The following is a 23,831-nucleotide window of genomic DNA, read 5'->3' on the forward strand; positions in this document are numbered from 1 at the left end:
ACTCCATTTATTCTTATTTTGCTGAGCGAGTCCGTGTTGGCTCACTCAACATGTAGGGACGCATGAATTATTAATCGTTTGCTTTCAAATTCCTTTAGGCGGAGTGACAAATGATGTGGTCAAAAAATGATGCGTATTGTGCAAATGCACAATATCACGCCATTTTTGAGAGCCGAGTCGCAATATAAAGCTCCGCTAACCCCACAAAATTGGTGGTTGGCAGCCCTGTTATCTCGGTGATTTTTTCTAACCGATAACGCAGAGTGTTCCGGTGAATAAACAGCATTTTAGAGCATTCCGTTACATTGCCATTGCATTCAAACAATGCATCTAGGGTTTTCAGTAATTGCCCAGATTTGTCTTTCTCTTTCAACCGTTTCACGCCATCAATTATTTGTTCACCTTGCCAAATATCCGCCAACGGCGCTAACAGCACAGGCAAACGAAGTTCATCGAACAGGTACTTACGTTTCTCTGGGTAGAACTGCTTGCCAATGGCTAATACTTGCTTCGCGCTTTGGTATGACAACGCGACATCTTTAGGTTCATTAAACAGCTGCCCTAGCGCAATGTGAAACGTATGTGAATCGTGATCGCTTAAACGCGACATCAACTTATCAATGCGTTCACTTTCGATTTGGCTATCCCACTGCTTGGCGGAATGACACGGTTTCAGCACCACAATTTCATTCACTGAGACAATCGCAACTAGGTTGTTACGCTCTGGGTATTCAAGCAGCTCAACAATATTGCGCACACTCTTCATGCTTTTTGAGGCGGACGGCGTCGAGACTTCAATCACCGTTGCCACCCGTGGTTGAGTAACATCGATAGAAAGACGCATCGCCCAATCTTTCAGCTCTTCATCGGTCAATTTGCCATTGATCCAAGCCAGAATAAACTCTTCGCGATGACGTCTGTCCCACTGAAATTTTTCCACCAGCGCAGCTTGCTCGATTGTCAATTCAGCGGTCATTTTGACCAGTTTGGCGAAATCTCGGATTTTCTCCGGCTCACCTGTCACACCAACAATACCGATCACGTCGCCATGCAATTTCAACAGCATATTGATTCCGGGTTTGACACCCTGCAACGTCAAACATTGCTGCTCATTCAGCTCTAGCGAATCGCCGTGATTCAACGCCAATACCGCGCCATCATGCACTTGCCCAACGCGTTTGGGATCGCCACTGCCAATAATGATGCCTGCTGAGTTCATCACATTCACATTGTGACCAATGATGGACATGGTTCGATCAACAATTTGCTGTGCTAAGGAGTGGTCGAGAATCACCATTTCGATTTTCCAAACTTATAAATGAATCACTCAATAAATCACAAATAGCGTGCTATCGCGATGCTGTCGATGCAAATTGCAGGCGTAGCTCAAATCATTATGCCTTAACCACACATAAAAAAGGGTTTAATCCGTCATTTTGAACAGAGGGATATATACTTAAAGCAAAGAGACTTCGATGCCTTGTTACTAGGCGTTGTAGTCACGTTGCTGCAAGTGAGCGATAACGGAGGAAACACGATGGAATTGCGTAATAAAGCGGGCGAAATTGCCAAAATTGCTGACAACCTCACTTTGAAGGAAATTACTGAAATGGGCTACACCGTGGACTTATGCGATGAAGCTTATGATGCCAATGAGCACTGGAAAGCAGAAGGCAAAACTGAGGGTATGGGCGAGTACCCAGAAGAGTAAACGTCCCGACGAGCCAGCGCACTAGAGTCTACAAAAAAGAGTGCTATAAAAACAAAAAACCGAGCGACTTAACGCTCGGTTTTTTACTTTTGAACCTCTTGAATGAACATATCCATCTCTTCAAGATAATTGCCGTTTGAGCATCCCCAGTCAGTGACTTCAATCAGCTCAGTAATCAGCTGACCTGAATCATCACTTTGCACTCGCATAACAAACGCTTCAAAACGGTCAAGTTGAGCCTGAGTTTTAATGGCATGTACCGCATATTCTTGCATCAGCTCGTTATACACCTGCCAACGGTGATCATCAGAAACATCGCTACTCAGAATGACCGCACATTTTTGCTGAATACTCTCAATGGCATCCTTTTTAGGAGCCGTCACTGACGAACATCCCGCTAAAACCACTCCTAGCGTCAGCAACGTTACTTTTGCTTTATTTATCATTTCGTTTCCGCTTTGTACGACTGCAACAAGAAATTTTATAAATTGTATACCATCAGCGCCCAAACGTAAGGTGCTCCACAACAAATAACCTACTAACCATTTAAAATGTAAACAAATAGTAAAATCACGTTTACGCGATGCAAAATCGACAAATGAGATTGTCGCTCCTTTCTCGCGGCCAAGCGTGCAATAATCAACTGTCTACATAACGAAACCATTTGAAGGATCAAAATGACCGCAACGGATTATCTCAACGACCTCAATCAACGTTACCTCGCGATTCACCGCACCAAAGAAAATTTCTTTTGGGAAACTTACATGGGGATCAGCGATGACCATGATGGCTCGACGCAAGCACAAACGGCGTGGACAAGCTTTTTGAGCAACGCCGAGCAAATTACTGCCATCAAACAACAGCTTGAAGCCGCGGACTCAATTACCGACCCACAAGAGAAACAGCAAACCATTACGGGTCTTTCTGGTTGGCTGGCGATGTTTGAATCTCACGCAATCGAGGGCGAAAAGGCACAAGCGTTGAAAAATCAGCTCATTGCCTTTGAAGCTGAGCTATTCGAGAAAAAACAGAACCACGTACAAACGTTTACCGATGAAAACGGCAAGCAAGTAGAAGGTTCACTGCCAGTATTGAGCTCAACCATTCGCACCAGCAATCATGAAGAAGTTCGCCAATCGGCTCATCAAGCGTTGCTGAACCTTGAACAATGGCTACTGCAAAACGGCTTTATAGAACTGATCAAACTGCGCAACCAGTTCGCTCGCTCACTGGGTTATGCGACCTTCTTTGATTACTCCGTGCAAAAAACGGAAAAGATGAGCTCTGAGCAGCTATTCGAGATTTTGGAAGATTTCGAACAACGCACGCGAGATGCGCACCTAAACAGCTTAGAAAACTTGGCGAAAGAGAAAGGCGCAAGCGCACTCACTGGCTTCAACTTTGTTTACTCGTTCGCGGGTGACGTCATGCGTGACCTTGACCCATACGTGCCGTTCTCTAAGTCTCTGAGACGCTGGGTAGAATCGTTTGGTCGTCTGAATATTGATTACTCTGGCGCGACGCTAACGCTGGATTTGTTAGACCGCAAAGGTAAGTACCCGAACGGGTTCTGCCACGGCCCGATCCCTTCTTTCTACAATCAAGGCGAATGGGTCGCAGCACAGGTGAACTTCACCAGCAATGCCAAACCAGACCAAGTGGGCAGCGGCTACGATGGCATAAACACGCTGTTCCACGAAGGTGGCCACGCAGCACACTTTGCGAATGTAAAAATGAACGCGCCTTGTTTTTCTCAGGAGTTTGCGCCGACGTCGATGGCTTATGCAGAAACTCAGTCGATGTTCTGTGACAGCCTGTTAACCGATGCCGATTGGCTAAAACAGTACGCACTGGATGATGAAGGGAATTCGGTTCCTGATGAGACAATTCAAGCGATGATCAACAGTCGTCAGCCATTCAAAGCTTATGAAGAACGTAGCATCTTGGTTGTGCCTTACTTTGAGCGCGCGTTATATCAACTGAGCGATGATGAGTTAACGCCAGAGCGTATCACTAAGCTGGCTCGCGATTGTGAAAAACAGATCCTTGGTTTGGAATGCAGCCCTCGCCCACTGATGGCGATTCCGCATTTGCTATCCGACGAAGCGGCTTGCGCGTATCAAGGTTATCTACTCGCGCACATGGCGGTGTATCAGACCCGCGCATACTTCCTTGAGAAGTTTGGCTATCTGACGGATAACCCAGAAATTGGCCCACTGCTGGCAAAACACTACTGGCACGCAGGCAATCACTTGTCGCACAACGAAACCATTGTCAGCCTGACTGGTGAAGGCTTTAACGCCAAGTACCTTGCAGACGTGTGTAACCTATCCCCAGAACAGGCGTGGGAAGTGCAGCAGAAGAAAATCGACTCACTTGCGACGCGAGAACGAGCACCAGTCGCTTCATTGAACGCGACGATTAAAGTCGTCGACGGCAGTAAAGAACTGGCAAGCAACGTCATATCTGACGAACAAATGTGTGACGATTTTGAACGTTACATCGTAGAGACTTACGGTCGATAACACGCCAAGAGCCAGAAGCCACGCTTCTGGCTTTTTACTATTAAGGCACAACAAAAGGAAGCGCCATGCATCAACAAATCATCAAGTTCTGGTTCGAAGAGCTAACGCCTCAAAACTGGTTTGAAAACAACCCAGAACTGGACAAACATATTGCGTCACGATTTACCTCGGTACTAGAACAAGCAGCTCGTTGTGAACTGTTTAATTGGCGTGACAGCGCACAAGGACGATTGGCCGAAATCATCGCCCTCGACCAGTTTTCACGTAATGTGTATCGCAACACCCCAAAAGCATTTGCTCAAGACCCGCTCGCATTAGCATTGGCTCAAGAAGCAATTCGGTTAGGACACGATCAAGAATTAGCGCCTGAGCAGCTAAGCTTTTTGTACATGCCGTTTATGCACAGCGAATCTCGACGTATTCATGTCGAAGCTGAGAAATTGTTTCGCGCATCAGGGCTTGAAAATAACTACGATTTTGAGCTAAAACACAAAGCCATCATCGACCAATTTGGACGTTACCCACATCGCAACGCCATCTTGGGTAGAGAAAGCACATCTGAAGAGTTAGCATTTTTGCAGCAACCCGGTTCCAGCTTTTAACCATCAATAACAACGAGAACGTTGAATGAAATTAGACGCCATATTGTGGGATTACGATGGGACACTCGTAAACTCTGTACCGAAAAACATCGACATCACCAAAGCGATCTTATCCATCGTAGCCCCGCATTTAACTGGCGATAATTTACCGAAATATCTCCATTCAGAAGCCAACTATCACTACGCAAACCACGCAGCGAAAAACTGGCAAGAGCTCTACGTGGATTACTACGGCATGTCCCATAATGAAATGCTAAAAGCTGGTGGTTTATGGGCAGAGCATCAAGAGAAAAACCAAACACCAGTAACCCTGTTTGAAGGCATTGATGGCGTCATTAAAGAGTTTGCGCAGCTGCCTCACGGCATTTGCTCTCAAAACTCACAAAGCAATATTCATCGAGTGCTGTCCGACAACGGCATCAGCGCGCCGTTTAAATCCATCGTCGGGTATGATGACGTCTCGAACGGGCATCAAAAGCCCGATGCGTACAGTGGCATCAAATGCGTTGAGTCGATTTTTGGTCACGCAGAAAATCGACAGCTGATGTACATCGGTGACCATGAAGCCGACACACAATTCGCACGCAACATCGAACATCAGTTGGGTGGCCAAAGTAAGGTGATTGCCGTTGCAGCAGCGTACAGCGGCGCGATGCCAGAGCATTGGAGCGTGCAACCAGATTACGTGGCAAGAACGGTTGACGAGCTGTTTTCGATTATTGCTCAACACACGTAATTTTTGACTGCGGTTTAAGGTCAACACCTTGAATGCCAGCGCTCACCTTGCCCTTTCAGACATTGAAACAATTTTAGCCACTACACTGGAGGCCCCATGGTTACATGGCCATGTTTATTGAAACTCGATGGCGACGATGAACTTATCTATTTGCGTTCTCATGCCGATCTTGATTCCGAATGCGAAGCGCTCATTTGGGGGCCAGATGATTACGTAATTGACTCAAATGGCAACACGTTCGGGTTGCAATACAACGATTCGAACACCACCGTTTTACAACCGGAAGAACGCACTCTGTCCGTCGAGGAAGTTACGTCACTCATCCAGTCGCATGAGTTTAGTCTCGCACAAAGGTGCATCATCAAAATTCACTTCACCTCGGTACAGCAAGCTGTTGAGGCATTAGCCAATTAACTCGAGCTTTGCCCACACCAATTACATAAAATTATTATTTTTATAATTTATGATAATTTAATGTAATTAAAACCGCACCATATACTCTCCCACATCGAAACAAAACAACGTTTAAGCACACATGTTGGGAGCAAACAAATGAAAATGAATCATGTCGGTATTATGGTCGGAGATATGGATAAAGCGGTTGAGTTTTACACGCAAGCGCTTGGTCTAAAAGTCGTTATGGGCAACACGAAAGTGATTGAAGAACGTGAAACCGCAATTGGCAGAATGTGTATTGCGGTCTTTGGTGAGGGCTTTAAAGGCTTCAACATTGCGCATCTAGTGACAAGTGATGGCATCGGACTTGAGTTATTTGAAATGAAAGAGCGTCAAGCGCGCCATGAAGTGGATTTTTCTCGCATCGGTATCTTCCATTTCTGTTTGCAGACGGACGACTTTGAAGGTGCAATCAAGCGCACTGAAGCGTTGGGGGGCAAAGTGCGTATGGACATCATGCGTTACCACCCAGAAGACGATAACAAGCCTGCGAAAATGGTCTATCTAGAAGACCCATTCGGCAACCTGTTCGAGCTTTACTCGCACACTTATGAAGAAACTTACGCTTCTGAATACGAGTAATTGCATCAAGCAACACAACCGGGATCAGTGCGTTATTGAACCCGGTTGTTCAAACCGTTTCACCAACCATTGTTACGACTCAATGCCTAACGACTTCATCAACGATTCAACGGTATTGTTAACCCACAATATCAACGGATCATTACGGCGCTTTACGCTGTAAACGTAACCGAAGTTACCCTCTAATTTCGGCAGCGCGTCATCAAATTCGATAAAAGAAAAACGCTTATCTAACTGATTGATCAAGTGACGCGAACAAGGAAACAGCACATCGCTATCCGCAACCAAATTCAAAATAGTGTTGATGTGCGTGGTACGCAGTTGAATTCTTGGGACAACTGAAAAAGGCTGTAATAAGCGCGAGATGTGATCTTCTTTTTCATTCCAATGTTGGATGATGTGAACCGCGTACGCGTACTCTGAAATGTCATCCAAATACATGCGTTTGCCACCATGCGGATGCATCGCGCGGCAGGCCAGAGCAAAGTCGTCCCGCCCGCCTTTTTTCTGAACCAGATGCTTCGGCAATTCCATAGGGAAATAGTTGATGCCAAAAGCGATTTCACCCGCATCAATTTTGTCTGGCGTGGTTTCCGTCCAGTCTTCGATCACCAAGTTCATAAACGGCGCTTCTTTGGCTAGCAGCTGAGTAAACGCGGCAGAAAACCATTGCGCAATGGACGAGTTGATCGCAACACGCAGCACACTGCTCTCGGTCGCGGGATCAAAACTATGAGAAACATTCACCAGCTTGTCGATGTCGTTGATGATCCCAGAAAGCTGCGCTTTGATCTCTTCGGCTTTCGGCGTGAGCTCCATATTGGTGCCCTTACGCACTAAAATGTCGTCGTTAAACAAATCCCGAATTTTACGCAAGCTTCGGCTCACAGCAGGCTGGCTGGTGCACAAACGCTCTGCAGCCGTTGTGGTGTTACGTGTTTCAAGAATCACTGCAAGCACCTTGAGCAAATTGTAATCAAAGTTCATCAACATTATCTCTTTAGCTTTTCTCAAAGTATATCACTTTTGATATAGACTAAATACTCACAATTCATTTCTGTAATAAACGGGTTAACGACTAAGCTTAGCTGGAAACATATCCTCACAACCAAATGGATGAAACCAGCCATGAAACAAAAATTACTCGTTACTCTATTGGGATTATCAGCGCTAGGAGCCAGCCCTGTATTTGCGGCTAACACCAATGTTGATCTTGCAGAAGATGCTTATATCTACGGCTACTCGATTGATGAAGCGTACAAGTTTTTCTATCACACGGCGGTAGAAAACAACTATCCACTCAACCGCTTTCAGAATATTCGTGCTCTAGCTGATGACTCTTACACCGCTCACCCAACCATTAATAACGATACGCTTCACCTTATGGGCTGGTTAGATGTTGCTGCAGAACCTGTCATTGTAAGCGTGCCTGATATGGATGAAGGCCGTTACTGGATCTTGCACACAATGGACATGGGCCACTACACCAACGCAGCGTTCAGTTCTCGTACTCGTGGCACAAAAGGCGGCCAGTTCATGTTTGCAGCACAAGATTGGCAAGGTGAAGTGCCAGCTTCTGTCGACGAAGTGGTTCGCGTAGACAGTAACCTTGTGAAGCTGATGGGTCGCATCATGGCAGTGAATGACGAAGATGCAAAAGTCGCGCTTAACTACATGGACCAATGGAACATTCGTACCCTATCGGAATATTTAGGTAAGAACGGTCCAAAACCAGTACAAAGAACGTATCCAGATCCAAAAAATTCAACATGGCTTGAACGCGTGAACTTCGTGCTATGTGATGGCTCGATGGGCAATGCGGACAAACAGTGGTTGGACAAATACCAATCTATCGGCGTTGAACCATGCAAAACTGACTTCACACCTGAGCAGCTAAAACTGGCAAAAGTTGGTGAGAAGAAAGGCATGGAACACCTCGTCGAACTTGCACCTAAAATGACAGATGCTCGTACGTTGCTTGGTACACGCGATACCTTGGGCGATGCGCCACGCGATATTTTTGCAGAAGGTACTTACCTTGGTCAGTGGGGCTTACCACCTATCGAAGCGTCTTACCGTAAATCAGATTTCGACAGCACTGGTCAAAAACTGGATGGTTCGAAGCATGATTACGTGATGCGCTTTAAGGCGCCGAACGTCAGCGAATTCTGGTCTGTTACTATTTACGGCAACGACAACCGTTTGATGGCGAAAAATGACCTAAACCGTCACAGTCGTGGCGACCGAACCATGAAAGCGGACAAAGACGGTTACTACACCATTTACATGAGTGCGAACGAGAAAGGCCGTGCAGACGATCCAAACTTCTTGCCAGTACCTGAAAAACCGTTCTACGCCATCATGCGTTTCTACGGCGCAGACGATGCAATCCAAAGTGGTGAGTATCAAATGCCTGAAATCAAAGTAGTTAAATAATTCGTTTTAACGAACCACTGCTCTGTCGCCTCCTTAGCTCGTAAGTGCGTTAAGGGGGCTTATTTCAAGGTGGGTATCTAGGGCGAACATCTAGCCCAAAAATCAAAGAGCCACCCACTCAATCTAGTGATTATTTTTATTTAGGTATCGTATGGATTTTAATCTAATCCAAACCTTTTTAATTGTTGCTGAATATCAATCTTACTCTCGCGCCGCAGAGCACCTAGGGCTAACTCAGCCAGCGATTAGCGCATCCATGAAGCGTTTGGAAAAAGAAACCAACAAATCGTTATTTGTGAAGGATGGGCGACAAATCAAACTCACTTCTGTAGCGCATCAGTTGCTACCTAAATTTCATCAGGCGTTTGCGATGATCAATGATGCCATTTCCGATCAAAGCACTTTCCGCCTGAGCTGTAACGAAGCGCTGATCTACCGCATAACACCAACCAACACGATCAGCATTTGCGCCGATACGGATTTACCTTCGTTATTGAATGATCTCCGACTTAAACAGATCGATTTGATTATTAGCCCAACGACCATTCATGACCCATCATTTATCAGTGAATCAGTTTTTGAAGAGCCAATGGTGGTGATTTGTCGTCAAGATCACCCACGTATCGCAGGAAAAATCGAACAAGAACAGTTTTATTCTGAAAAGCACTGTCGATTTGTCGGAGACGAAGACTTCCCCGTTAGCAACATCGAAATTCACCAGCCAGGGCTACAAGAGCGTGATGTGGAAATGATGACAACATCGCTCTCTGGCATGATGCTTTATGTGGCGAAACACGATTGCTTAGGCGTGCTTCCCCTGTCTTTGGCGCAGAAATGGCAAGATGCTTTGAATCTGCAAGTCATTCAAACTCCAATGTTTTCCGAGCCGGTCAGCTATAAACTGATTTTCCATAAACGAGATGAATCGAGTACTTCCCATCAACGTTTGCGAGCTTGGGCGCGTGACCAATTTGCTACAGGCCTAAACGCCTGACGCGGTCGCACATCAAGGCGTTTCGCCAAAAACTCTTTCTCTCTTCTTAAACGCACTCTTTATGACCAAATGTGCATATGTTAAAAATGACTTAACGATCAATATGGACGTTCAGGTCGTATACTTTTCCATAACCGCACAAAAGGAGTGAAGCATGCCCACCAACAACCCAATCGCAATCCAAGCCCTTGATCATGTCGTGTTAAGAACGTGCAACCTCGACGCCATGTTGCATTTCTATCGAGATATTTTGGGTTGCCCAGTCGAGCGCGAAGTAATGGAGCTTGGTTTAACCCAGCTTAGGGCTGGTAACGCATTGATTGATGTGGTGACGGTGGACAGCGAGTTAGGGCAACTTGGCGGAAAGCCACCAGTTCAAAATGGTCGTAATATTGACCATTTTTGCGTGCAACTAGCGCCTTTTTGCGAAAATGAAATACTGGAATATCTGCGTTCGAACGGCATTGAAACCGAAGAGTTTGCGAAGCGCTACGGCGCACAGGGGTTCGGTCGCTCACTCTATATTCATGATCCGGAAGGAAATGTCGTCGAGTTAAAACCTCAAGTGATTGATGAGTAAGCTACACTTAACTGTGTTACTGACCATTTGTTTCTCACCATTGTAGAAGGCTCAAAAAAATGAACGCGATCTCGTTAGTCCAAGGCGACATCACCACCGCACATGTCGATGCCATCGTGAATGCAGCAAACCCGAGAATGCTCGGCGGAGGTGGCGTCGATGGTGCCATTCATCGCGCAGCAGGGCCTGCGCTTATCAATGCGTGTTATGCCGTTGATGATGTTGACGGTATTCGCTGCCCATTTGGTGATGCACGCATTACTGAGGCTGGCAATTTAAACGCGCGTTACGTCATTCATGCCGTTGGCCCGATTTACGATAAATTCGCCGATCCAAAAGCGGTGTTGGAATCTGCATATCAACGTTCGCTGGATCTCGCGCTCGCCAACCATTGCCAAAGTGTGGCACTGCCTGCGATTTCTTGCGGAGTGTATGGTTACCCACCTCAAGAAGCAGCAGAAGTCGCGATGGCCGTTTGCCAAAGACCGGAATACGCGGCACTCGACATGCGCTTTTACTTGTTTAGTGAAGAGATGCTTTCGATTTGGCAACGCGCCCTGACCCAGCACTAAAATCTGTGTGACAAGAGACATAAAAAAACCGGACTGCCAATACAGTCCGGTTTATCTTATTTATCAATGAATTATCGTTCGTTAAGCGCTACGCATGCTAGGGGGTCATCCAAAGCGCCTAATATGTGCGATCTAGTTTTTGAAGAATCCGTTGTACATCATGTACAAATGCGCCGCAGACCAAGAGAAGTTCGACGCACCTTGTACCGCGCCCGTCTCTGGGTTGTAGTTTTCACGGATTGGCATGTCACCCGTCATACCTTCTGCGTTGTTAAACAGTTCATTCGCCATTGCAATCGCTTCTTCTTTGTAGCCGTAGTTTTCCATTGCACGGAAGCCAAAGTACACTTGGTCTAGCCACACGCGACCACGCCAGTACACATCTTTACCGTAAGCAGGGTTGGTTTGCGATGCGGTCGGCAAAGGCACTCCCGTTCCTTGGAATTTATCTGGCGTGTTGAACTCGTCTTGATCACGCATCACCGCGATCACTTTATCGGCATGCTCTTGCGTTGCTGCACCATTAAACAGCGGCGACCAACCCTCAGGGCCACGTCCACGCTCTACAATCGGCAAACCCGCACAGCCATTTGCAAGAGGCGCAGGAGTAGTGCCATCTTCAGCCACATTTAAGTGAATGTCGTAGAAGAATCCTGTGCTTTCATCAAACATACATTGGTTAATGTACGTTTTGATTTTCTCGGCACCGTTCAGGAATTCTTGCGCGCGGTCTTTACCTTCTACGCCATCGGACACCAACTTCGCCATTTCCGCTAAGTATTTGTTGTCTGAGTACATGTAAGAGGCTTGATCCACCGATTCTTGCAGCATAGAGAAGCCAAGCAGCTCGCCGTCCGCTGCGTTATTGTTGGTGCGGTTTTCTGCAAAACGAACTTCCCAATCTTTCTTCGCAAGATCGAGTTTCGCTAAGTTTTCCGCTGACGTATTACTGTACACCCACTCTTCGCCTTCCAGCTTGATGCTGTTATCAAAGCCGTACGCACTTGCCGCGTAGCGACCAAGTTGATCCACATTTCTGTCTGGATTGCTGATGTCTTCAGCTTGCGAATTCATATTGTGGATGTTGTAGATAAAGCCAAAACGAGCCGCGTTATCCATGCCCGATTCCCAGCCCGCCGCTTCTTGTGCGCCGACGTGAATCGTCATGTAATCCACTTCATCGAGAATCTTATTGTAAGACGCCATGCCTTTTACTTTATAAGAATTGCCGTTTTGCTCGATGATGTCTTCTGCAGGAATAATGGTCGTGAAGTTAGGATCACGCGTTTCTACCCAAACGTACATCACGCCTTCTTCCGTGTTGTGTGCTGGGTCCACTGCCGCGCCGTATTCAGGCACACCATTTTGGTTGTGGTCGCGGTTGGATAGCCACCAATCATGGTATGCCACCAACTTCGGATACATTTCATCAATGAATTTTTGCGCGTCTTCTGGGCGATCAAACTGGTTCACGAGAGCGTGATACACCTCCATCACAGACCATGCCGCCAACGATGGTTTCGTATTGCGTTCGTTCCAGTTTTCAGAGCCAGCACCACCACGACTAACAGGTTTGGTGTACGTCAATACATCCAGCAAGTAGCCTTTGTCTTGCGGACGAATCTTGTCATCAGCTTGAACTTGCTCTTGGAATACCGTGCGAATGTTGTCCATCGCAACATCTGGGTTGAAATGCGCCATCGCGTACGCTTGTTTCCACGAATCCCACGGCCACGTTAAGTTACCAGAGAACCAACGCGCAGTGACCGATGGCGTGACTGTCGCTTGTTCAATGTCGCCCGCCGCAGAGCGCCAGTTACCGTTTAGGGTCTCCATCGCTTTTACCGCTACGCGAGCTTGGTCTGCTGTCGCTTCTTTGTTGATAAGGCCATTCGCTAAATAGCCGTCCCAACGCGCTTTCGACGCTTCCATGTATTGAGTTGGATTCGCCAACACATCTTGCAATTTCAACGATTCTGACTGCACTTCTTTCGCATTGTGCAGGTTAGAATACGCCGTATAAACCGCCGATGTTTGCTCAGCTGGTAGGCTCATCTCCGCGGTAGAACTGAATGAGGTTTCGTTGGTGAACGTCTTCGTCGGTAGAGAACGAGTAATGCGGAACTCGGCATCGCGGTCATTACGGATCGCCCAGTTGCCTTTCATCTCGCTAAAGTTAATTTTAATGCCGTTCTCAATGGTCGAAATCTGGCGCTTGTAATCTGGGTAGTACTGCGCCACGGTTTGGTCTTTGCGCGTCGACAGCGCGTATTTCACCAACTCGCCGTCCCACTCCAACGCCAAGTTCATATCACGATCAGTTTTGTTAGTGATGAGCGTTTCCACCAGCGAAGAACGGTCAGTCACGAAGCGCAGCACCATTTGCACGTGAATATCGCCCAAGTCCAACACCTGCACTAACGCACCTGGAATAGAATAGACTTTCGCTTCTGCGTTCGATAAATCGTAAGTTTGGCCACTCACTTTGTCGGTCAACGTGAGCTTGTCGAACGTTTGGCCAGACATAAAATGCGCATACTCTTGCGTCACTTGCATAATACCGCCGAAAGCGCCATAACCCGCCGCATCTTCAGGTAGCAAATGGCCATGCCACGCGCCGTTGTCCGTGAGTGCGTTGTACTTCAGGTTCGAATAACTGTCGTAATCACGCAGGTAAGTTGGATTACCAGTACGATCAATCACGTTAGTAAATTCTGAAGTTGGCGCCTGTGGCAAACGGATTTCAGTTTTATCATTGGAACCACATCCAACAAGCGAAATAGTAGCCCCGATCAGAATGGCAAGTGTGCTCTTTTTAAACATACTTTTTCCCTATTATTTACGTTATTTTTATATTCTCATTTATATAAATGAGTGTTTTTAGTGTGTAGAAGCCCGGCTCGCACTAAATCAGCACGAGCTTCCAATAATTATTCTTTTATTTTTCTTTAGCGACAGTGATGGCTTTTAATAAATCGCCATTAATATTCGGAATTGTGTCAGCCAAAAATATCTGATTACCAGGCGTAAAAGTGAGTAAAACATTTTTTAGTCGTTGACTGTTTTCACTGGTTTTATTTTGAACATCAAACTCAATTAATTTGTTGTACACTTCATTTGCCAGTTTTTCTTCTTGTTCTTCGGTAATCGCAATGCGTCCAACACAAATTGGAGGCCGAATATCGTGGCTAAACACTTCTTCACGAAAGCGCTGTGCAAATAGCGTGTCTAAATTTGAACCTTCTTCAAAAATAAAGCGGCCTGTATCTTTAAATTGATAGTGTTTATCCCCTTTCAGTTCAATGTAATCCATCATTTCTAGCGCGCGTAAATAGAGCGCAACGGAAGTATCACTCAGCTGGTATCTCCGTGCGATCTCTTCTAAAGACCACTCAGGTCGACGCAAAAGATAAAGAAAATCAAATAAGTGAGGATATTGATGGAAAATCTCACTGTTGGTGTCGGTGATAAACTGTTCACTCTCTTGCTGCAGCTGCTTACCTCGCATGGATAACTCAACCAAATCCGTATCAAGGTGCGTGGCGTACAACAAGATTTTATCTAAACCAAGAGACGTATTGTGAAGCTGCCTTTTTATGGTAGAAAGCGGGATTCCAAGTCCAATAGAAAGCTCGGAATATCCAATGCCTTTTTCTTTTATTTTTTCTCGTAAAGCAGCAAGTAAATACGTTGCAGAATTATTCATCTAACAATGCCTGTATTTTATTTATTCAGCATCCATGATGATAAATTCAAGAGAGTCCTACTCTTGTGATTTTGGTCTCAATATTCTATCTTGTTGGCGTAAAACATGTCTTATCCATTAGATTTTTTTACTTTTCTTTAACTGGATACATTTTACCCATCAAGAACAAGTTATAGCCATTGCTCTATGGGCTTATCAAGATAATAGTCAGTATAATTGTTTTGAAGAGTAAAATTAAGATGGCAAAGATTTTTACTAAAACTTTTCTGATAAGAGCGCAAATTTTCAGATGAAAAGTATCAAAAAATGACACCAATCGATTTATAAAAGCGTGAGATCACAATTGGAAAGTGAATCTATGGAAATTTTTAATTTCAATGACCAGTAAAAACCTTGTTATATTCTGAAAATAACAAAGTTAATTTCTAAAATAATTATTGAAGTAAGATCATATTATTAAGTCAAAATTCTAGCTGGCTCACATATTTCTTTTTCTCGCCACCACTGTTTATTTATATGTTCTTGATGAACGTAAAAACTCTCCCCCGGCATTGGCGTCAGCAGCGTTATATGTTCTTTTTGACAATGGGCAAGCAAATCTGAAATCGGTTCGTCCCAACGGTGAGTAAACAGCTCGTATGTAGCCCAATGTACTGGCAACAGTTTTTTCGCATTTAAATCGTGAAACGCTTGCACGGTATGATGAGCCTGCATGTGCCCCCAGTTTTCGACCGGATAACCTTGGCCTTTCACATCGGCAGCCACTTCCAAACAGGCAATGTCGATTGGTCCACATCGCTGTGCGATCTCGGAAAAGTGCGAATCGTAAGCTGAATCACCACTAAAATAGAGCGTCTCTTCTTTGCCTTTGATGACCCAAGAAGCCCACAGGGTCGCGTTTTTATCGAAATAAGTACGACCCGAATTATGGTTAGCAGGCGTACAAATCAATTCGATTCCAGCATAGTGCACGCTATCCCACCAATCGAATTCCACGATGTTGTCTGCGCAAACGCCCCACTTTATCAGATGCTTGCCAACCCCTAAGGGTACATAAAACGTCACGGGTTTATCGGCGTAGAAACGTATGGTCGATGCTTCTAAATGGTCGTAATGATCGTGCGAAATCACGATGATTTCAGGAATCGGCAAACAATCTCTGGCATGGGTATTGGGAATATTGCGTTCAAACCACGCTTTTGCGATGAACGGAGAAGCGTAATCAAATACCGGATCGGTCAGAATTCGAATGCCATCGACCTCCACCAGCATAGTGGAATGGCCCAGCCAAGTAAGGCGCATCGATTCACTTCGCTGCGCAAACTGCGTAGGTTGAATTGGGGAATGTGGCAGATGTTCGTTAGGACTCAACGGCGTTCTACCACCAAGATAACTCCAACACACCTGCCAGAATGATTGCGGACTAGGGACATTTGGCATCTCGTTTTTAACGCGGCCGTTTTCAAATTGAGGCGAGTAGTGAATACGGTGCGCCAACTGCGCATGGTAGGTTTGAGGCGGAATCAGTGAACTTGGCTTTTGTGTCTTTTGTTCACTCGTTAGGTATGTGCGCTTAAGTATCGTCTCAGACATATCGTAGTTTTGTCTCGCTTGCGAACGCTCAACAGTAGGTTTATTAAAACGTGCGTGTATGTCTATTTCGTGACCAAAATGAGGTGTAAGATGAAGATTCAGTTTCAATCAAACGTCTTCTATTTAAGGATACGGTTCTCAAACCTTCTGAATACTGCGTCGGTTTGAAAGGAGAAAACTATGGTGACTTGCAGCCAATACGATTTTATTGAAATCGCCTGTATGTTTAAGCTCCCTATCGAGATCACACTAAAAAATGGTGAAACTCATCAGGGCAACGCGTTCGACACAGGCTACGACATGCAGCGACAAGAGTGCTTGTTTTTAGATATGGATGGTGAGCACACCGCCTTCCCGACTGAACAATTAGTCGCAATGCGCGCGCTCAAAGCCAATCCGCATTTTGACGAAGTGACGTTTGAGTAAACGTCCTTCTTTCACTGACACCGTCCAATAAAAAACGCCTCTCAAGCTGACACAACTTGAGAGGCGTTCTCTTACACGGTTCACCGGAACTTGTTGTTATTCACGCGACCGGATGAAAACCAGCATCGGCATCATGATCACGAACATCACTCCCACAAGCTGGAAGGTGTGCACAAACGCGACCATTTGCGATTGCTGCTGCAACATCTGCTGGTATTGGTCTAACGCAACCGGGTCGGTAATGGAAAGCCCCTGATTGGCCGCCCAGTAATGCAAGTTAGGATTATAAGGATTAATACCCTCTCCCAGCGCATGCCATTGCTGCTGACTATCACGATATTGGAACGTGGTGGCGATAGAGATACCAAACGAACTACCAATCGTACGGAACAGATTGTAAATACTTGCCGCCGCGACAGATTGCTCTTTCGGAATCGTTAAATACGCCAAGGTGGACAGAGTCGAGAAGGTTAAACCAAGCCCCATGCCCTGAATCATACTCGGCATCACAATCCAAAATGTATCGATCTGCAGTGAGTATTGCGTCATCAAATAACTACCAATCCCGATGCAGCTCAAGCCAAAGACTATTTTGATTCTGGGATCGAATTGCGGATTGAGCTTAATCACCAAAATCAACATCGCCGCTGACGCCAACCCACGTGGTGCCATTAATAAGCCAGTGGTTGAGACCGGATAATCCAGCAAGCTTTCCAACAGCATCGGTTGTTGAGTCGTCAGGCCAAACATCGCCATCGACACCACGGCAATCATCAACGACGAGACCATAAGATTTCGGTCTTTAAGCAGCCATAATGGCGCTATTGGGCTTTTGGTTTTCCAGCTGCGATAAATCCACATCACCGACCCCATGACAGCGAGTAATATCGCGGTCTGGATCATGCGTGAGTTGAGCCAGTCTTCTTCGTTACCTTTATCCAACACAAACTGCAACGCGCCCACACCTAACGCCATGTAACCGATGATCCACCAGTCAAAGTTAGGTTTGGATTTGTTGTCGATGTGGATATAGCGATAAATCAAAGAGGTACAAATCAAACCGAATGGCAAGTTGATGTAAAAAATCCAGCGCCAATTGATGTTGTCGGTGATAACTCCGCCCACGACTGGGCCCAAAATAGGACCAAGCAAAATGCCGATGGAGAAAATCGCCATCGCTTTGCCTTTTTGTTCGTACGGATAAATCTGCACTAACGTCGACTGCGCCAATGGAATCACCGACGCGCCGAAAGCGCCTTGAATAATGCGAAATAGCACCATCTCTTCAAGAGACTGTGCTTGCCCACAAAGCGCACTGGCAATCACAAAACCGATCACAGCAACCAGCATGACTTTGCGTTCACCAAAGCGCGACACCCAGAAACTGGTCATCGGAATGAAGATCGCTTCCGCCATGCTGTAACCCGTCAGCACCCAAGTAATTTGGTCTGCCGTTGCGCCCAACGCGCCCATCATGTGCGATAGCGACACGTTCGCAACGGTCATATCGATTAACACCATGATGGCAGAAAGCATCACGGCGACGGTGGCAATCCCCCGTTTGTCTGCCGTAATTTGATGGTTCATTGCACGCTACTTTGCAAATCAATGGTGACTTCTGAGCTCGCACCCACGCGAAGTTGCGGCGCATCGGCCGGTACTTCTAATGCCAAACGTACAGGGAAACGTTGTTTGATTTTAACCCAGTTACCCGTTGCGTTTTCTGGTGGCATCAAGGAGAACGATGTACCACTCGCAGGCGACAGCTGCTCTACCGTTGCTTTCCACACCACGTCTGGGTACATATCAATCACCACATCCGCATGCATGCCAGGTTTAATATGAGTAAGATCGGTTTCTTTAAAATTCGCGCGTACCCAATAGCTGTCTTTTAAAATCACAGGGAACAGCGTTTGACCCACGCTAACGACCGAGCCTACGTGCGTATTGATTTCACCGGCAATGCCATCCACTGGTGACGTAATGTCAGTGTAACTCAAGTTCAGCTCCGCTTGCGCTAACTGTGCCGCCGCTTGTTGAACAACCGCAGCCTCTGCGCCTTCTTCACCACGGTTCGCAATGGCTTTTTCTACCGTCGCGCGCGCTTGCTCTAGGCTCGCTTGAGCATTGGCTAGTTTGTTTTTCGCCGTATCTAAATCTTGGTCTGACGCCAGTTTGCGTTTCACTAGAGAATCCGTACGTTTGTACTCTACTTGCGCTTCTGTCAGGTTAGAGCGCGCCGCATCTAAGCCCGCAACAGCTTCAGTTACCTGCTTATCGGCTACGTCATGTTGCTGGACCGCCAATTGGTATGCCGCTTTTGCTTGCTTCACTGCCAACAAATATGGGCGTGAATCTATCTTCAGCAGTAGGTCACCTTTGTTAACAGATTGGAAGTCTTTGACATCCACAGAAACCACTTGGCCTTTTACCTGAGGCGCTACCGACAAAATTTTTGCCCTAACATAGGCATCTTCTGTGCTTGGGTGACTGTCTGAATACTGCCAAGACCAATACATCGCACCAAATGCGATAACACAGAGAGTGAAGAAAAGAGTTTTTACCAGCTTAGATCTGGCGGAAGAATGCTTCGCGATGTCGCCGCTCATTTATATTGTCCACTTGTTCAATTATGTGACCAGTGTAGGACTTTTCGATCTTGGAACAATAAAATGATCTGCAAGGTTAAGATCCAGTTTTAAACCTTGAACTATTGCTTGAATCGTGTGCAATCTAATACACACGGAAATGCAGATAAAAAAAGGGGCAGTCCCCGTAACCGCCCCTAAAGTCATGCCAATAATTGTAATGCGCGTGTAATGTGTGTAACTACCGCTTTTCTTAGAACTTGTAACCGCCGCTGATCATAAATACCCAAGGGTTAATTTTGACGTCGGTTTTTTGCTTCGCTCCACCAAATTTGTATGTTGCTTCTGTTTCAATGTTTGCATACCACGCAGATGCGTTAAGGAACCATTGATCGTTGATCATGTAGTCCACGCCTACGTTTGCTGCTAAACCAAATGAATCGTCTAGCTTAAGATCAGTTAAGCCCACGTTTTTCGCTTTGTTGTTAAAGCCTTCATCAAAAAAGATGGTGTAGTTGAGACCTGCACCAACGTATGGACGGAACTTACTTTGTGGCTCGCCAAAGTAGTACTGAACCATAAGCGTTGGTGGAAGGTGTTTGGTGTCCGCGATATCACCAAGACCTAACAAGTCTGTTGAAATATCGTGACTGAATGGTGTTGCTGCTAGAAGCTCTAGGCTGATGTTGTCTGTGAACATGTAGCCAAACGTCAAACCAAGCTGCGTATTTGAATCCACTTTCAATTCTTCTTGAGAACCAAGAATCTTATCGCTGCTGTCATTTGGAACGACAGACGCCGCACCAACACGAAGAACGAAGTCACCTTGTTTATGAGCGAAAACACTTGGTGACACGAGGGCAGCAACCACTGCTAGACTGCAGATTGTTTTTTTCATTTTTTATTTCCTTTTGTAGGGCTTCGTTATGTCGTACCCAAAGGTGTGCCTGCTGACTGGCCTTAGATTTCAAGTAAACTCAGCGCCTTGAAGCACACGGGCATCTATATTTTTTTGAGCTGCGCGCAATCTAGCACATAGAAACCCTACTATTTTGATGGAAATCAATTTGTGAAAAATATAGTTTTTTTGTATAGAGAAACGCCATAGCGATCAACAAATTATGCAAATCGGATACAATCCTGTAATGCAAACTGTGCGTGTGAGAAGCCATGCTTACTCAAAAACACGAATCCTCTCGCTAAGGCTCGTAGCCAGCAAAAACTTTTTTCTTCTTCTACGTCTTCTATTTTCAAAAAACAACCCACTTAAAACGCTCATTTGACCCCTTAAAATTGCGATTTGAGGGGTTTGTAAAACACTGAAATACAAGAAGTTATTTTTCTGGAAAATCAGTCACTTGGAGTGCTAGTCTGCTCGCAGCTAAGGAGAAGACATGTTAAAAACCGATCTCATTTTTGAACGAGAAAACTTTTCTCATCACGATTTTCAGAATGCCACCTTTAAAAACTGCCACTTTTATATGTGCAGTTTCGACCATGCCGATCTGCGCGATGCTAAGTTCATCGACTGTCGCTTTATCGAATCCAAAGCGCTAGAAGGGTGTAGTTTTCGCTTCGCGAACTTAAAAGATGCCAGCTTCACGAACTGTATGTTGGCGATGAGCCTGTTTAACGGCGCAAATTGTATGGGCTTGGAGCTGCGTAAGTGCGATCTCAAAGGGGCAAACTTCCAAGGTGCGAACTTTGCTAATCGCGTCAGTAACACCATGTTTTTCTGTTCTGCTTTTATTACTGGCTGCAACCTCACCTACTGTAACTTCGAGCGAGTGTTACTAGAAAAATGTGACCTCTTTGAAAACCGTTGGAACGGTGCGAACCTCGCAGGGGCAACTCTCAAAGGCTCGGATTTATCTCGCTGCGAATTCTCGCCAGAACAATGGGGAACCTTTAACGTTGAGCAGTGTGATCTGACTCATGTCGAACTGGACGGGCTGGATGTTCGCCGCGTTTCTCTGTTTGGTGTTAAAATTTGTGATTGGCAACAAGAGCAATTGCTTGCGCCTTTTGGACTGATCATTCTCTAAGGAAAGGCCATGAACCTGTTTGAAGACTTACCGAATAACCTCGACGAGGAAGTGTTCGAAAACCTGCTGACCCACAAAAACCTGCGTATAGAACGCATTGTCTCAACGGGGCAAACCTCGCCCGAAAGTGGCTGGTACGATCAAGAAGAACATGAATGGGTATTGGTTCTTAAAGGAGCAGGAGAGCTGACTTTTGAATCAGGTGTAGTGCAACGACTTGAGACAGGCGATCACGTTACGATTCCAGCTCATACCAAACACAAAGTGAGCTGGACTGACCCAACGCAAGAAACCATCTGGTTGGCGGTGTTTTATCAATAAACACAAAACGATCTTAAACCAAAAAATAGGCGCTGAATTTGCTCGATACTACTAAGCCGTCACTGGCACTGTTTGATTTTGATGGCACCATCACCCGAGAGGATATGTTTAGCCTTTTCCTCCACTATTCTGCTTATGGCCTGCGCAAACGAGTAGGAAAGGTCGCTATCATGCCATTTTATGCGCTGTACAAACTCGGAGTGTTACCCGCTCGTGTTATGCGCCCACTCAGCAGTTTTATTGCATTTTCAGGGAAAGAAACGCAGCAAATTGAAGCGATTGGCGCTCAGTTTGCCCACGAAGTGATCCCGCTGTACTTACGGCCAGAAGCGATGGAAAGGTTGGCGTGGCATCAACACAGAGGCGATACCATTGTGGTGGTGTCGGCATCACTCAATGCGTATCTCAAGCCTTGGTGTGAGGCGAACGGTTACCACTTGCTGTGCAGTGAACTGATCTCAGAACAGCCAAAACTGAGTGGCTTTTACCAGCAAGGTGATTGCAGTTTAGAAAGAAAAGTCTCACGCGTTAAGGCGGCGTTTTCGCTCGACGAGTTTGCGTCTGTTTATGCCTACGGTGATACACACGAAGACATTCCGATGCTAAAACTGGCAGACTACGCGATGCTCAACTGGAGCGAGTGGAGAGCAAGCGAATAACGATATGTGCTCTGATTTTCAAGACAACCACTCAACCAAAGTGGTCGTTTTAGACTGAAAAAACAAACCCTTCTCACATGAGAAGGGTTTTACTGTTCAGGGCCCAAATAACTGGCTTAACGCCATACACCCCATTGACCCGTTGTGCCTGGTTCCTCACCAGACGTCCACCACTGGGCAGTCCATTCTTTGCCGTTGTGCGTCACCACATCACCTTGGTTGTAAACGGCCGTCTTGTCCCACAAGTTGGTTGGTTCAACTGGTGGCGGTACATCCGCTTTGATCAGTGACAACGCATAACTGAAGTCTGCACTTGGCGCTAATACTTGGTTTGCATTCACGTTCTTACTATCGAACATGTAGTGGTTCATCTCTTGATGCCAAATGCCCACATACCAATCGCCCGTTTGCTGCGCGTTAAATTGATCCGCAATTTCTGCCGCCCAAGTCGCCGTATTGTTTGCGTTGATTGGTAGTGAAATATCGACAATTTCATTCCCCGTCGCATTAAACGTACGGAAACGCACCGTATCGCCAGACTCTACTGGCCCAAAACCTTGCTGAACAAAGTAGCCTAGAGATGTCAGATTGTTGCCCGGTTCGGTTGGATCAACAGGGTCAGTCGGTGGCGTCGTGCCCGTTCCGTTTAACGTAATGTCACTACAGTTGTAGAAACCTTCCCCAGCGACATCAATGCGCTGCCAACGAGTATAAAGCACCGCATCACCGGAACGATCAGCAGGGAAAGTCACCTGAATACGGTAGCGTTTTTCCGCATCAACATACACATCACCTGCGGTGTCGATCAGCTCTAAATCACTCCAAGTAAGAGGCTTTGAATCATCATAAGTTGGCTTGGTGAGATAGAATTCCCAGTACGATGGGTTGTGCGGCGCTTTGCCGTAAAACACCAATTCAATCTGGTTGTTTGCATCTGGTGTAACATTGGTGCGCTGCCAGTTTGGAGAAGGAATGTTCAAGCCTTTCTTAGCGGCATCGCCGGCAGAACACAGTTCACCGTCACGAACCACCGCCTGAACGTGTGCCATGTCGCGGTAGTTTGGTACGTTCGCCGCGATTTCGCTGCGTTGCACAAACGGGTACGCGCCAGATTCATCAAAAGCCGCTTTACACGCTTGGTTAGGGATCTCGTTGGTCCAAAAGCCACCGTCTAAATAACACGTATTTTGACGAGCACTTGGAAACTCTACCCAGCCATGGGCGTTGACGTTAAATGAGCTCAATGCGGCAACAGCGCTTAAGCTCAAAAGAGGAAGTGTTACATGTGATTTCATCGTT

Annotated in this window: 24 protein-coding genes; 14 read left to right on the top strand and 10 right to left on the bottom strand. The window is 46.1% G+C overall.

The window, feature by feature from the left end; all coding sequences use genetic code 11:
- Window positions 1–154: 154 nt before the first annotated feature.
- Complete coding sequence (locus tag BIW15_RS01985) at window positions 155–1,297, bottom strand: sugar diacid recognition domain-containing protein (protein WP_021821236.1); 1,143 nt, start codon at window positions 1,295–1,297, stop codon at window positions 155–157.
- A gap of 240 nt (window positions 1,298–1,537) precedes the next feature.
- Between BIW15_RS01985 and BIW15_RS01990 the strand changes: the two genes are divergently transcribed.
- A complete protein-coding gene (locus BIW15_RS01990) occupies window positions 1,538–1,711 on the top strand; it encodes a hypothetical protein (protein WP_005460772.1) in 174 nt (57 codons plus the stop codon).
- A gap of 83 nt (window positions 1,712–1,794) precedes the next feature.
- On the opposite strand, the gene BIW15_RS01995 is transcribed toward BIW15_RS01990, so the two are convergent.
- Window positions 1,795–2,157 carry a hypothetical protein gene (locus BIW15_RS01995; protein ID WP_025509446.1) on the bottom strand — a complete coding sequence of 121 codons (363 nt, stop codon included), beginning with the start codon at window positions 2,155–2,157 and terminating at the stop codon, window positions 1,795–1,797.
- A 231-nt stretch (window positions 2,158–2,388) separates the two neighbouring features.
- On the opposite strand from BIW15_RS01995, the gene BIW15_RS02000 reads away from it, so the two are divergent.
- From BIW15_RS02000 to BIW15_RS02020, 5 genes are all read left to right on the top strand, one after another.
- Complete coding sequence (locus BIW15_RS02000) at window positions 2,389–4,236, top strand: M3 family metallopeptidase (protein ID WP_077280477.1); 1,848 nt, start codon at window positions 2,389–2,391, stop codon at window positions 4,234–4,236.
- 65 nt (window positions 4,237–4,301) lie between these two features.
- Entirely contained in the window at window positions 4,302–4,838 is a 537-nt protein-coding gene (locus BIW15_RS02005; protein WP_029862091.1) for a DUF924 family protein, read from the top strand.
- 25 nt (window positions 4,839–4,863) lie between these two features.
- Window positions 4,864–5,574, top strand: coding sequence for an HAD family hydrolase (locus BIW15_RS02010; RefSeq protein WP_077280478.1), 711 nt, complete (start codon window positions 4,864–4,866; stop codon window positions 5,572–5,574).
- Window positions 5,575–5,670: 96 nt separating this feature from the next.
- Entirely contained in the window at window positions 5,671–5,988 is a 318-nt protein-coding gene (locus tag BIW15_RS02015) for a DUF4144 domain-containing protein (RefSeq protein WP_005460842.1), read from the top strand.
- A 138-nt stretch (window positions 5,989–6,126) separates the two neighbouring features.
- Window positions 6,127–6,612: a VOC family protein gene (locus tag BIW15_RS02020; RefSeq protein WP_017447031.1), complete on the top strand. Its 486-nt coding sequence runs from the start codon at window positions 6,127–6,129 to the stop codon at window positions 6,610–6,612.
- A gap of 72 nt (window positions 6,613–6,684) precedes the next feature.
- Here the strand turns inward: BIW15_RS02020 and BIW15_RS02025 are convergent, their stop codons facing one another.
- Window positions 6,685–7,599: a LysR family transcriptional regulator gene (locus BIW15_RS02025; protein ID WP_173670488.1), complete on the bottom strand. Its 915-nt coding sequence runs from the start codon at window positions 7,597–7,599 to the stop codon at window positions 6,685–6,687.
- Between the two features lie 141 nt (window positions 7,600–7,740).
- Here BIW15_RS02025 and BIW15_RS02030 point away from each other — a divergent pair, with 141 nt between their 5' ends.
- The 4 genes from BIW15_RS02030 to BIW15_RS02045 all read left to right on the top strand — a co-directional run bounded on the left by BIW15_RS02030 (window position 7,741) and on the right by BIW15_RS02045 (window position 11,194).
- Complete coding sequence (locus BIW15_RS02030) at window positions 7,741–9,048, top strand: DUF1254 domain-containing protein (RefSeq protein ID WP_015312778.1); 1,308 nt, start codon at window positions 7,741–7,743, stop codon at window positions 9,046–9,048.
- Between the two features lie 151 nt (window positions 9,049–9,199).
- Window positions 9,200–10,042, top strand: coding sequence for a LysR family transcriptional regulator (locus tag BIW15_RS02035; protein ID WP_077280480.1), 843 nt, complete (start codon window positions 9,200–9,202; stop codon window positions 10,040–10,042).
- A gap of 154 nt (window positions 10,043–10,196) precedes the next feature.
- Window positions 10,197–10,622 (top strand): VOC family protein, encoded by a 426-nt coding sequence (locus tag BIW15_RS02040; RefSeq protein WP_077280481.1) that lies wholly within the window; start codon window positions 10,197–10,199, stop codon window positions 10,620–10,622.
- 59 nt (window positions 10,623–10,681) lie between these two features.
- Entirely contained in the window at window positions 10,682–11,194 is a 513-nt protein-coding gene (locus BIW15_RS02045) for an O-acetyl-ADP-ribose deacetylase (RefSeq protein WP_023623100.1), read from the top strand.
- A gap of 132 nt (window positions 11,195–11,326) precedes the next feature.
- On the opposite strand, the gene ygjK is transcribed toward BIW15_RS02045, so the two are convergent.
- The 3 genes from ygjK to BIW15_RS02060 form a co-directional block, all read right to left on the bottom strand.
- A complete protein-coding gene (ygjK, locus tag BIW15_RS02050) occupies window positions 11,327–14,017 on the bottom strand; it encodes an alpha-glucosidase (protein ID WP_017447040.1) in 2,691 nt (896 codons plus the stop codon).
- 115 nt (window positions 14,018–14,132) lie between these two features.
- A complete protein-coding gene (locus tag BIW15_RS02055; RefSeq protein ID WP_017447041.1) occupies window positions 14,133–14,900 on the bottom strand; it encodes a hypothetical protein in 768 nt (255 codons plus the stop codon).
- 456 nt (window positions 14,901–15,356) lie between these two features.
- Window positions 15,357–16,493, bottom strand: a complete 1,137-nt coding sequence (locus BIW15_RS02060; protein ID WP_029841692.1) for an MBL fold metallo-hydrolase — start codon at window positions 16,491–16,493, stop codon at window positions 15,357–15,359.
- A gap of 180 nt (window positions 16,494–16,673) precedes the next feature.
- Between BIW15_RS02060 and BIW15_RS02065 the strand changes: the two genes are divergently transcribed.
- Entirely contained in the window at window positions 16,674–16,919 is a 246-nt protein-coding gene (locus BIW15_RS02065) for a Rho-binding antiterminator (protein ID WP_005460845.1), read from the top strand.
- A gap of 96 nt (window positions 16,920–17,015) precedes the next feature.
- Here BIW15_RS02065 and BIW15_RS02070 read toward each other — a convergent pair whose 3' ends face one another.
- The 3 genes from BIW15_RS02070 to ompW form a co-directional block, all read right to left on the bottom strand.
- Entirely contained in the window at window positions 17,016–18,506 is a 1,491-nt protein-coding gene (locus BIW15_RS02070) for an MDR family MFS transporter (RefSeq protein ID WP_015312771.1), read from the bottom strand.
- Window positions 18,503–19,528 (bottom strand): HlyD family secretion protein, encoded by a 1,026-nt coding sequence (locus BIW15_RS02075; protein WP_005460787.1) that lies wholly within the window; start codon window positions 19,526–19,528, stop codon window positions 18,503–18,505. The genes BIW15_RS02070 and BIW15_RS02075 overlap by 4 nt, the downstream gene beginning before the upstream one ends.
- 232 nt (window positions 19,529–19,760) lie before the next feature.
- The gene (ompW, locus tag BIW15_RS02080) at window positions 19,761–20,405 is read right to left on the bottom strand and encodes an outer membrane protein OmpW (protein WP_005460838.1); all 645 of its coding nucleotides are present in this window, start codon (window positions 20,403–20,405) and stop codon (window positions 19,761–19,763) included.
- Between the two features lie 496 nt (window positions 20,406–20,901).
- Between ompW and BIW15_RS02085 the strand changes: the two genes are divergently transcribed.
- From BIW15_RS02085 to BIW15_RS02095, 3 genes are read left to right on the top strand one after another with little or no spacing between them, the layout of a single operon-like run.
- The gene (locus BIW15_RS02085) at window positions 20,902–21,552 is read left to right on the top strand and encodes a Qnr family pentapeptide repeat protein (RefSeq protein ID WP_005460782.1); all 651 of its coding nucleotides are present in this window, start codon (window positions 20,902–20,904) and stop codon (window positions 21,550–21,552) included.
- A 9-nt stretch (window positions 21,553–21,561) separates the two neighbouring features.
- Entirely contained in the window at window positions 21,562–21,873 is a 312-nt protein-coding gene (locus BIW15_RS02090; protein ID WP_029826317.1) for a cupin domain-containing protein, read from the top strand.
- Between the two features lie 38 nt (window positions 21,874–21,911).
- Complete coding sequence (locus tag BIW15_RS02095) at window positions 21,912–22,532, top strand: HAD-IB family hydrolase (RefSeq protein ID WP_015312770.1); 621 nt, start codon at window positions 21,912–21,914, stop codon at window positions 22,530–22,532.
- 116 nt (window positions 22,533–22,648) lie between these two features.
- Here the strand turns inward: BIW15_RS02095 and BIW15_RS02100 are convergent, their stop codons facing one another.
- Window positions 22,649–23,827, bottom strand: coding sequence for a lytic polysaccharide monooxygenase (locus BIW15_RS02100; RefSeq protein WP_021484189.1), 1,179 nt, complete (start codon window positions 23,825–23,827; stop codon window positions 22,649–22,651).
- Window positions 23,828–23,831 lie beyond the last annotated feature (4 nt).

Origin of the sequence: Vibrio sp. SALL6, assembly GCF_002002385.1 — a bacterium.
Taxonomy (GTDB): Bacteria; Pseudomonadota; Gammaproteobacteria; order Enterobacterales; family Vibrionaceae; genus Vibrio; species Vibrio parahaemolyticus.

What these genes read in the sequence shown, in the direction of transcription:
- BIW15_RS01985 (WP_021821236.1), bottom strand. Translation starts at nt 1,297, where the DNA reads ATGGTGATTCTCGACCACTCCTTAGCACAGCAAATTGTTGATCGAACC.
- BIW15_RS01990 (WP_005460772.1), top strand. Translation starts at nt 1,538, where the DNA reads ATGGAATTGCGTAATAAAGCGGGCGAAATTGCCAAAATTGCTGACAAC.
- BIW15_RS01995 (WP_025509446.1), bottom strand. Translation starts at nt 2,157, where the DNA reads ATGATAAATAAAGCAAAAGTAACGTTGCTGACGCTAGGAGTGGTTTTA.
- BIW15_RS02000 (WP_077280477.1), top strand. Translation starts at nt 2,389, where the DNA reads ATGACCGCAACGGATTATCTCAACGACCTCAATCAACGTTACCTCGCG.
- BIW15_RS02005 (WP_029862091.1), top strand. Translation starts at nt 4,302, where the DNA reads ATGCATCAACAAATCATCAAGTTCTGGTTCGAAGAGCTAACGCCTCAA.
- BIW15_RS02010 (WP_077280478.1), top strand. Translation starts at nt 4,864, where the DNA reads ATGAAATTAGACGCCATATTGTGGGATTACGATGGGACACTCGTAAAC.
- BIW15_RS02015 (WP_005460842.1), top strand. Translation starts at nt 5,671, where the DNA reads ATGGTTACATGGCCATGTTTATTGAAACTCGATGGCGACGATGAACTT.
- BIW15_RS02020 (WP_017447031.1), top strand. Translation starts at nt 6,127, where the DNA reads ATGAAAATGAATCATGTCGGTATTATGGTCGGAGATATGGATAAAGCG.
- BIW15_RS02025 (WP_173670488.1), bottom strand. Translation starts at nt 7,599, where the DNA reads ATGAACTTTGATTACAATTTGCTCAAGGTGCTTGCAGTGATTCTTGAA.
- BIW15_RS02030 (WP_015312778.1), top strand. Translation starts at nt 7,741, where the DNA reads ATGAAACAAAAATTACTCGTTACTCTATTGGGATTATCAGCGCTAGGA.
- BIW15_RS02035 (WP_077280480.1), top strand. Translation starts at nt 9,200, where the DNA reads ATGGATTTTAATCTAATCCAAACCTTTTTAATTGTTGCTGAATATCAA.
- BIW15_RS02040 (WP_077280481.1), top strand. Translation starts at nt 10,197, where the DNA reads ATGCCCACCAACAACCCAATCGCAATCCAAGCCCTTGATCATGTCGTG.
- BIW15_RS02045 (WP_023623100.1), top strand. Translation starts at nt 10,682, where the DNA reads ATGAACGCGATCTCGTTAGTCCAAGGCGACATCACCACCGCACATGTC.
- ygjK (WP_017447040.1), bottom strand. Translation starts at nt 14,017, where the DNA reads ATGTTTAAAAAGAGCACACTTGCCATTCTGATCGGGGCTACTATTTCG.
- BIW15_RS02055 (WP_017447041.1), bottom strand. Translation starts at nt 14,900, where the DNA reads ATGAATAATTCTGCAACGTATTTACTTGCTGCTTTACGAGAAAAAATA.
- BIW15_RS02060 (WP_029841692.1), bottom strand. Translation starts at nt 16,493, where the DNA reads ATGTCTGAGACGATACTTAAGCGCACATACCTAACGAGTGAACAAAAG.
- BIW15_RS02065 (WP_005460845.1), top strand. Translation starts at nt 16,674, where the DNA reads ATGGTGACTTGCAGCCAATACGATTTTATTGAAATCGCCTGTATGTTT.
- BIW15_RS02070 (WP_015312771.1), bottom strand. Translation starts at nt 18,506, where the DNA reads ATGAACCATCAAATTACGGCAGACAAACGGGGGATTGCCACCGTCGCC.
- BIW15_RS02075 (WP_005460787.1), bottom strand. Translation starts at nt 19,528, where the DNA reads ATGAGCGGCGACATCGCGAAGCATTCTTCCGCCAGATCTAAGCTGGTA.
- ompW (WP_005460838.1), bottom strand. Translation starts at nt 20,405, where the DNA reads ATGAAAAAAACAATCTGCAGTCTAGCAGTGGTTGCTGCCCTCGTGTCA.
- BIW15_RS02085 (WP_005460782.1), top strand. Translation starts at nt 20,902, where the DNA reads ATGTTAAAAACCGATCTCATTTTTGAACGAGAAAACTTTTCTCATCAC.
- BIW15_RS02090 (WP_029826317.1), top strand. Translation starts at nt 21,562, where the DNA reads ATGAACCTGTTTGAAGACTTACCGAATAACCTCGACGAGGAAGTGTTC.
- BIW15_RS02100 (WP_021484189.1), bottom strand. Translation starts at nt 23,827, where the DNA reads ATGAAATCACATGTAACACTTCCTCTTTTGAGCTTAAGCGCTGTTGCC.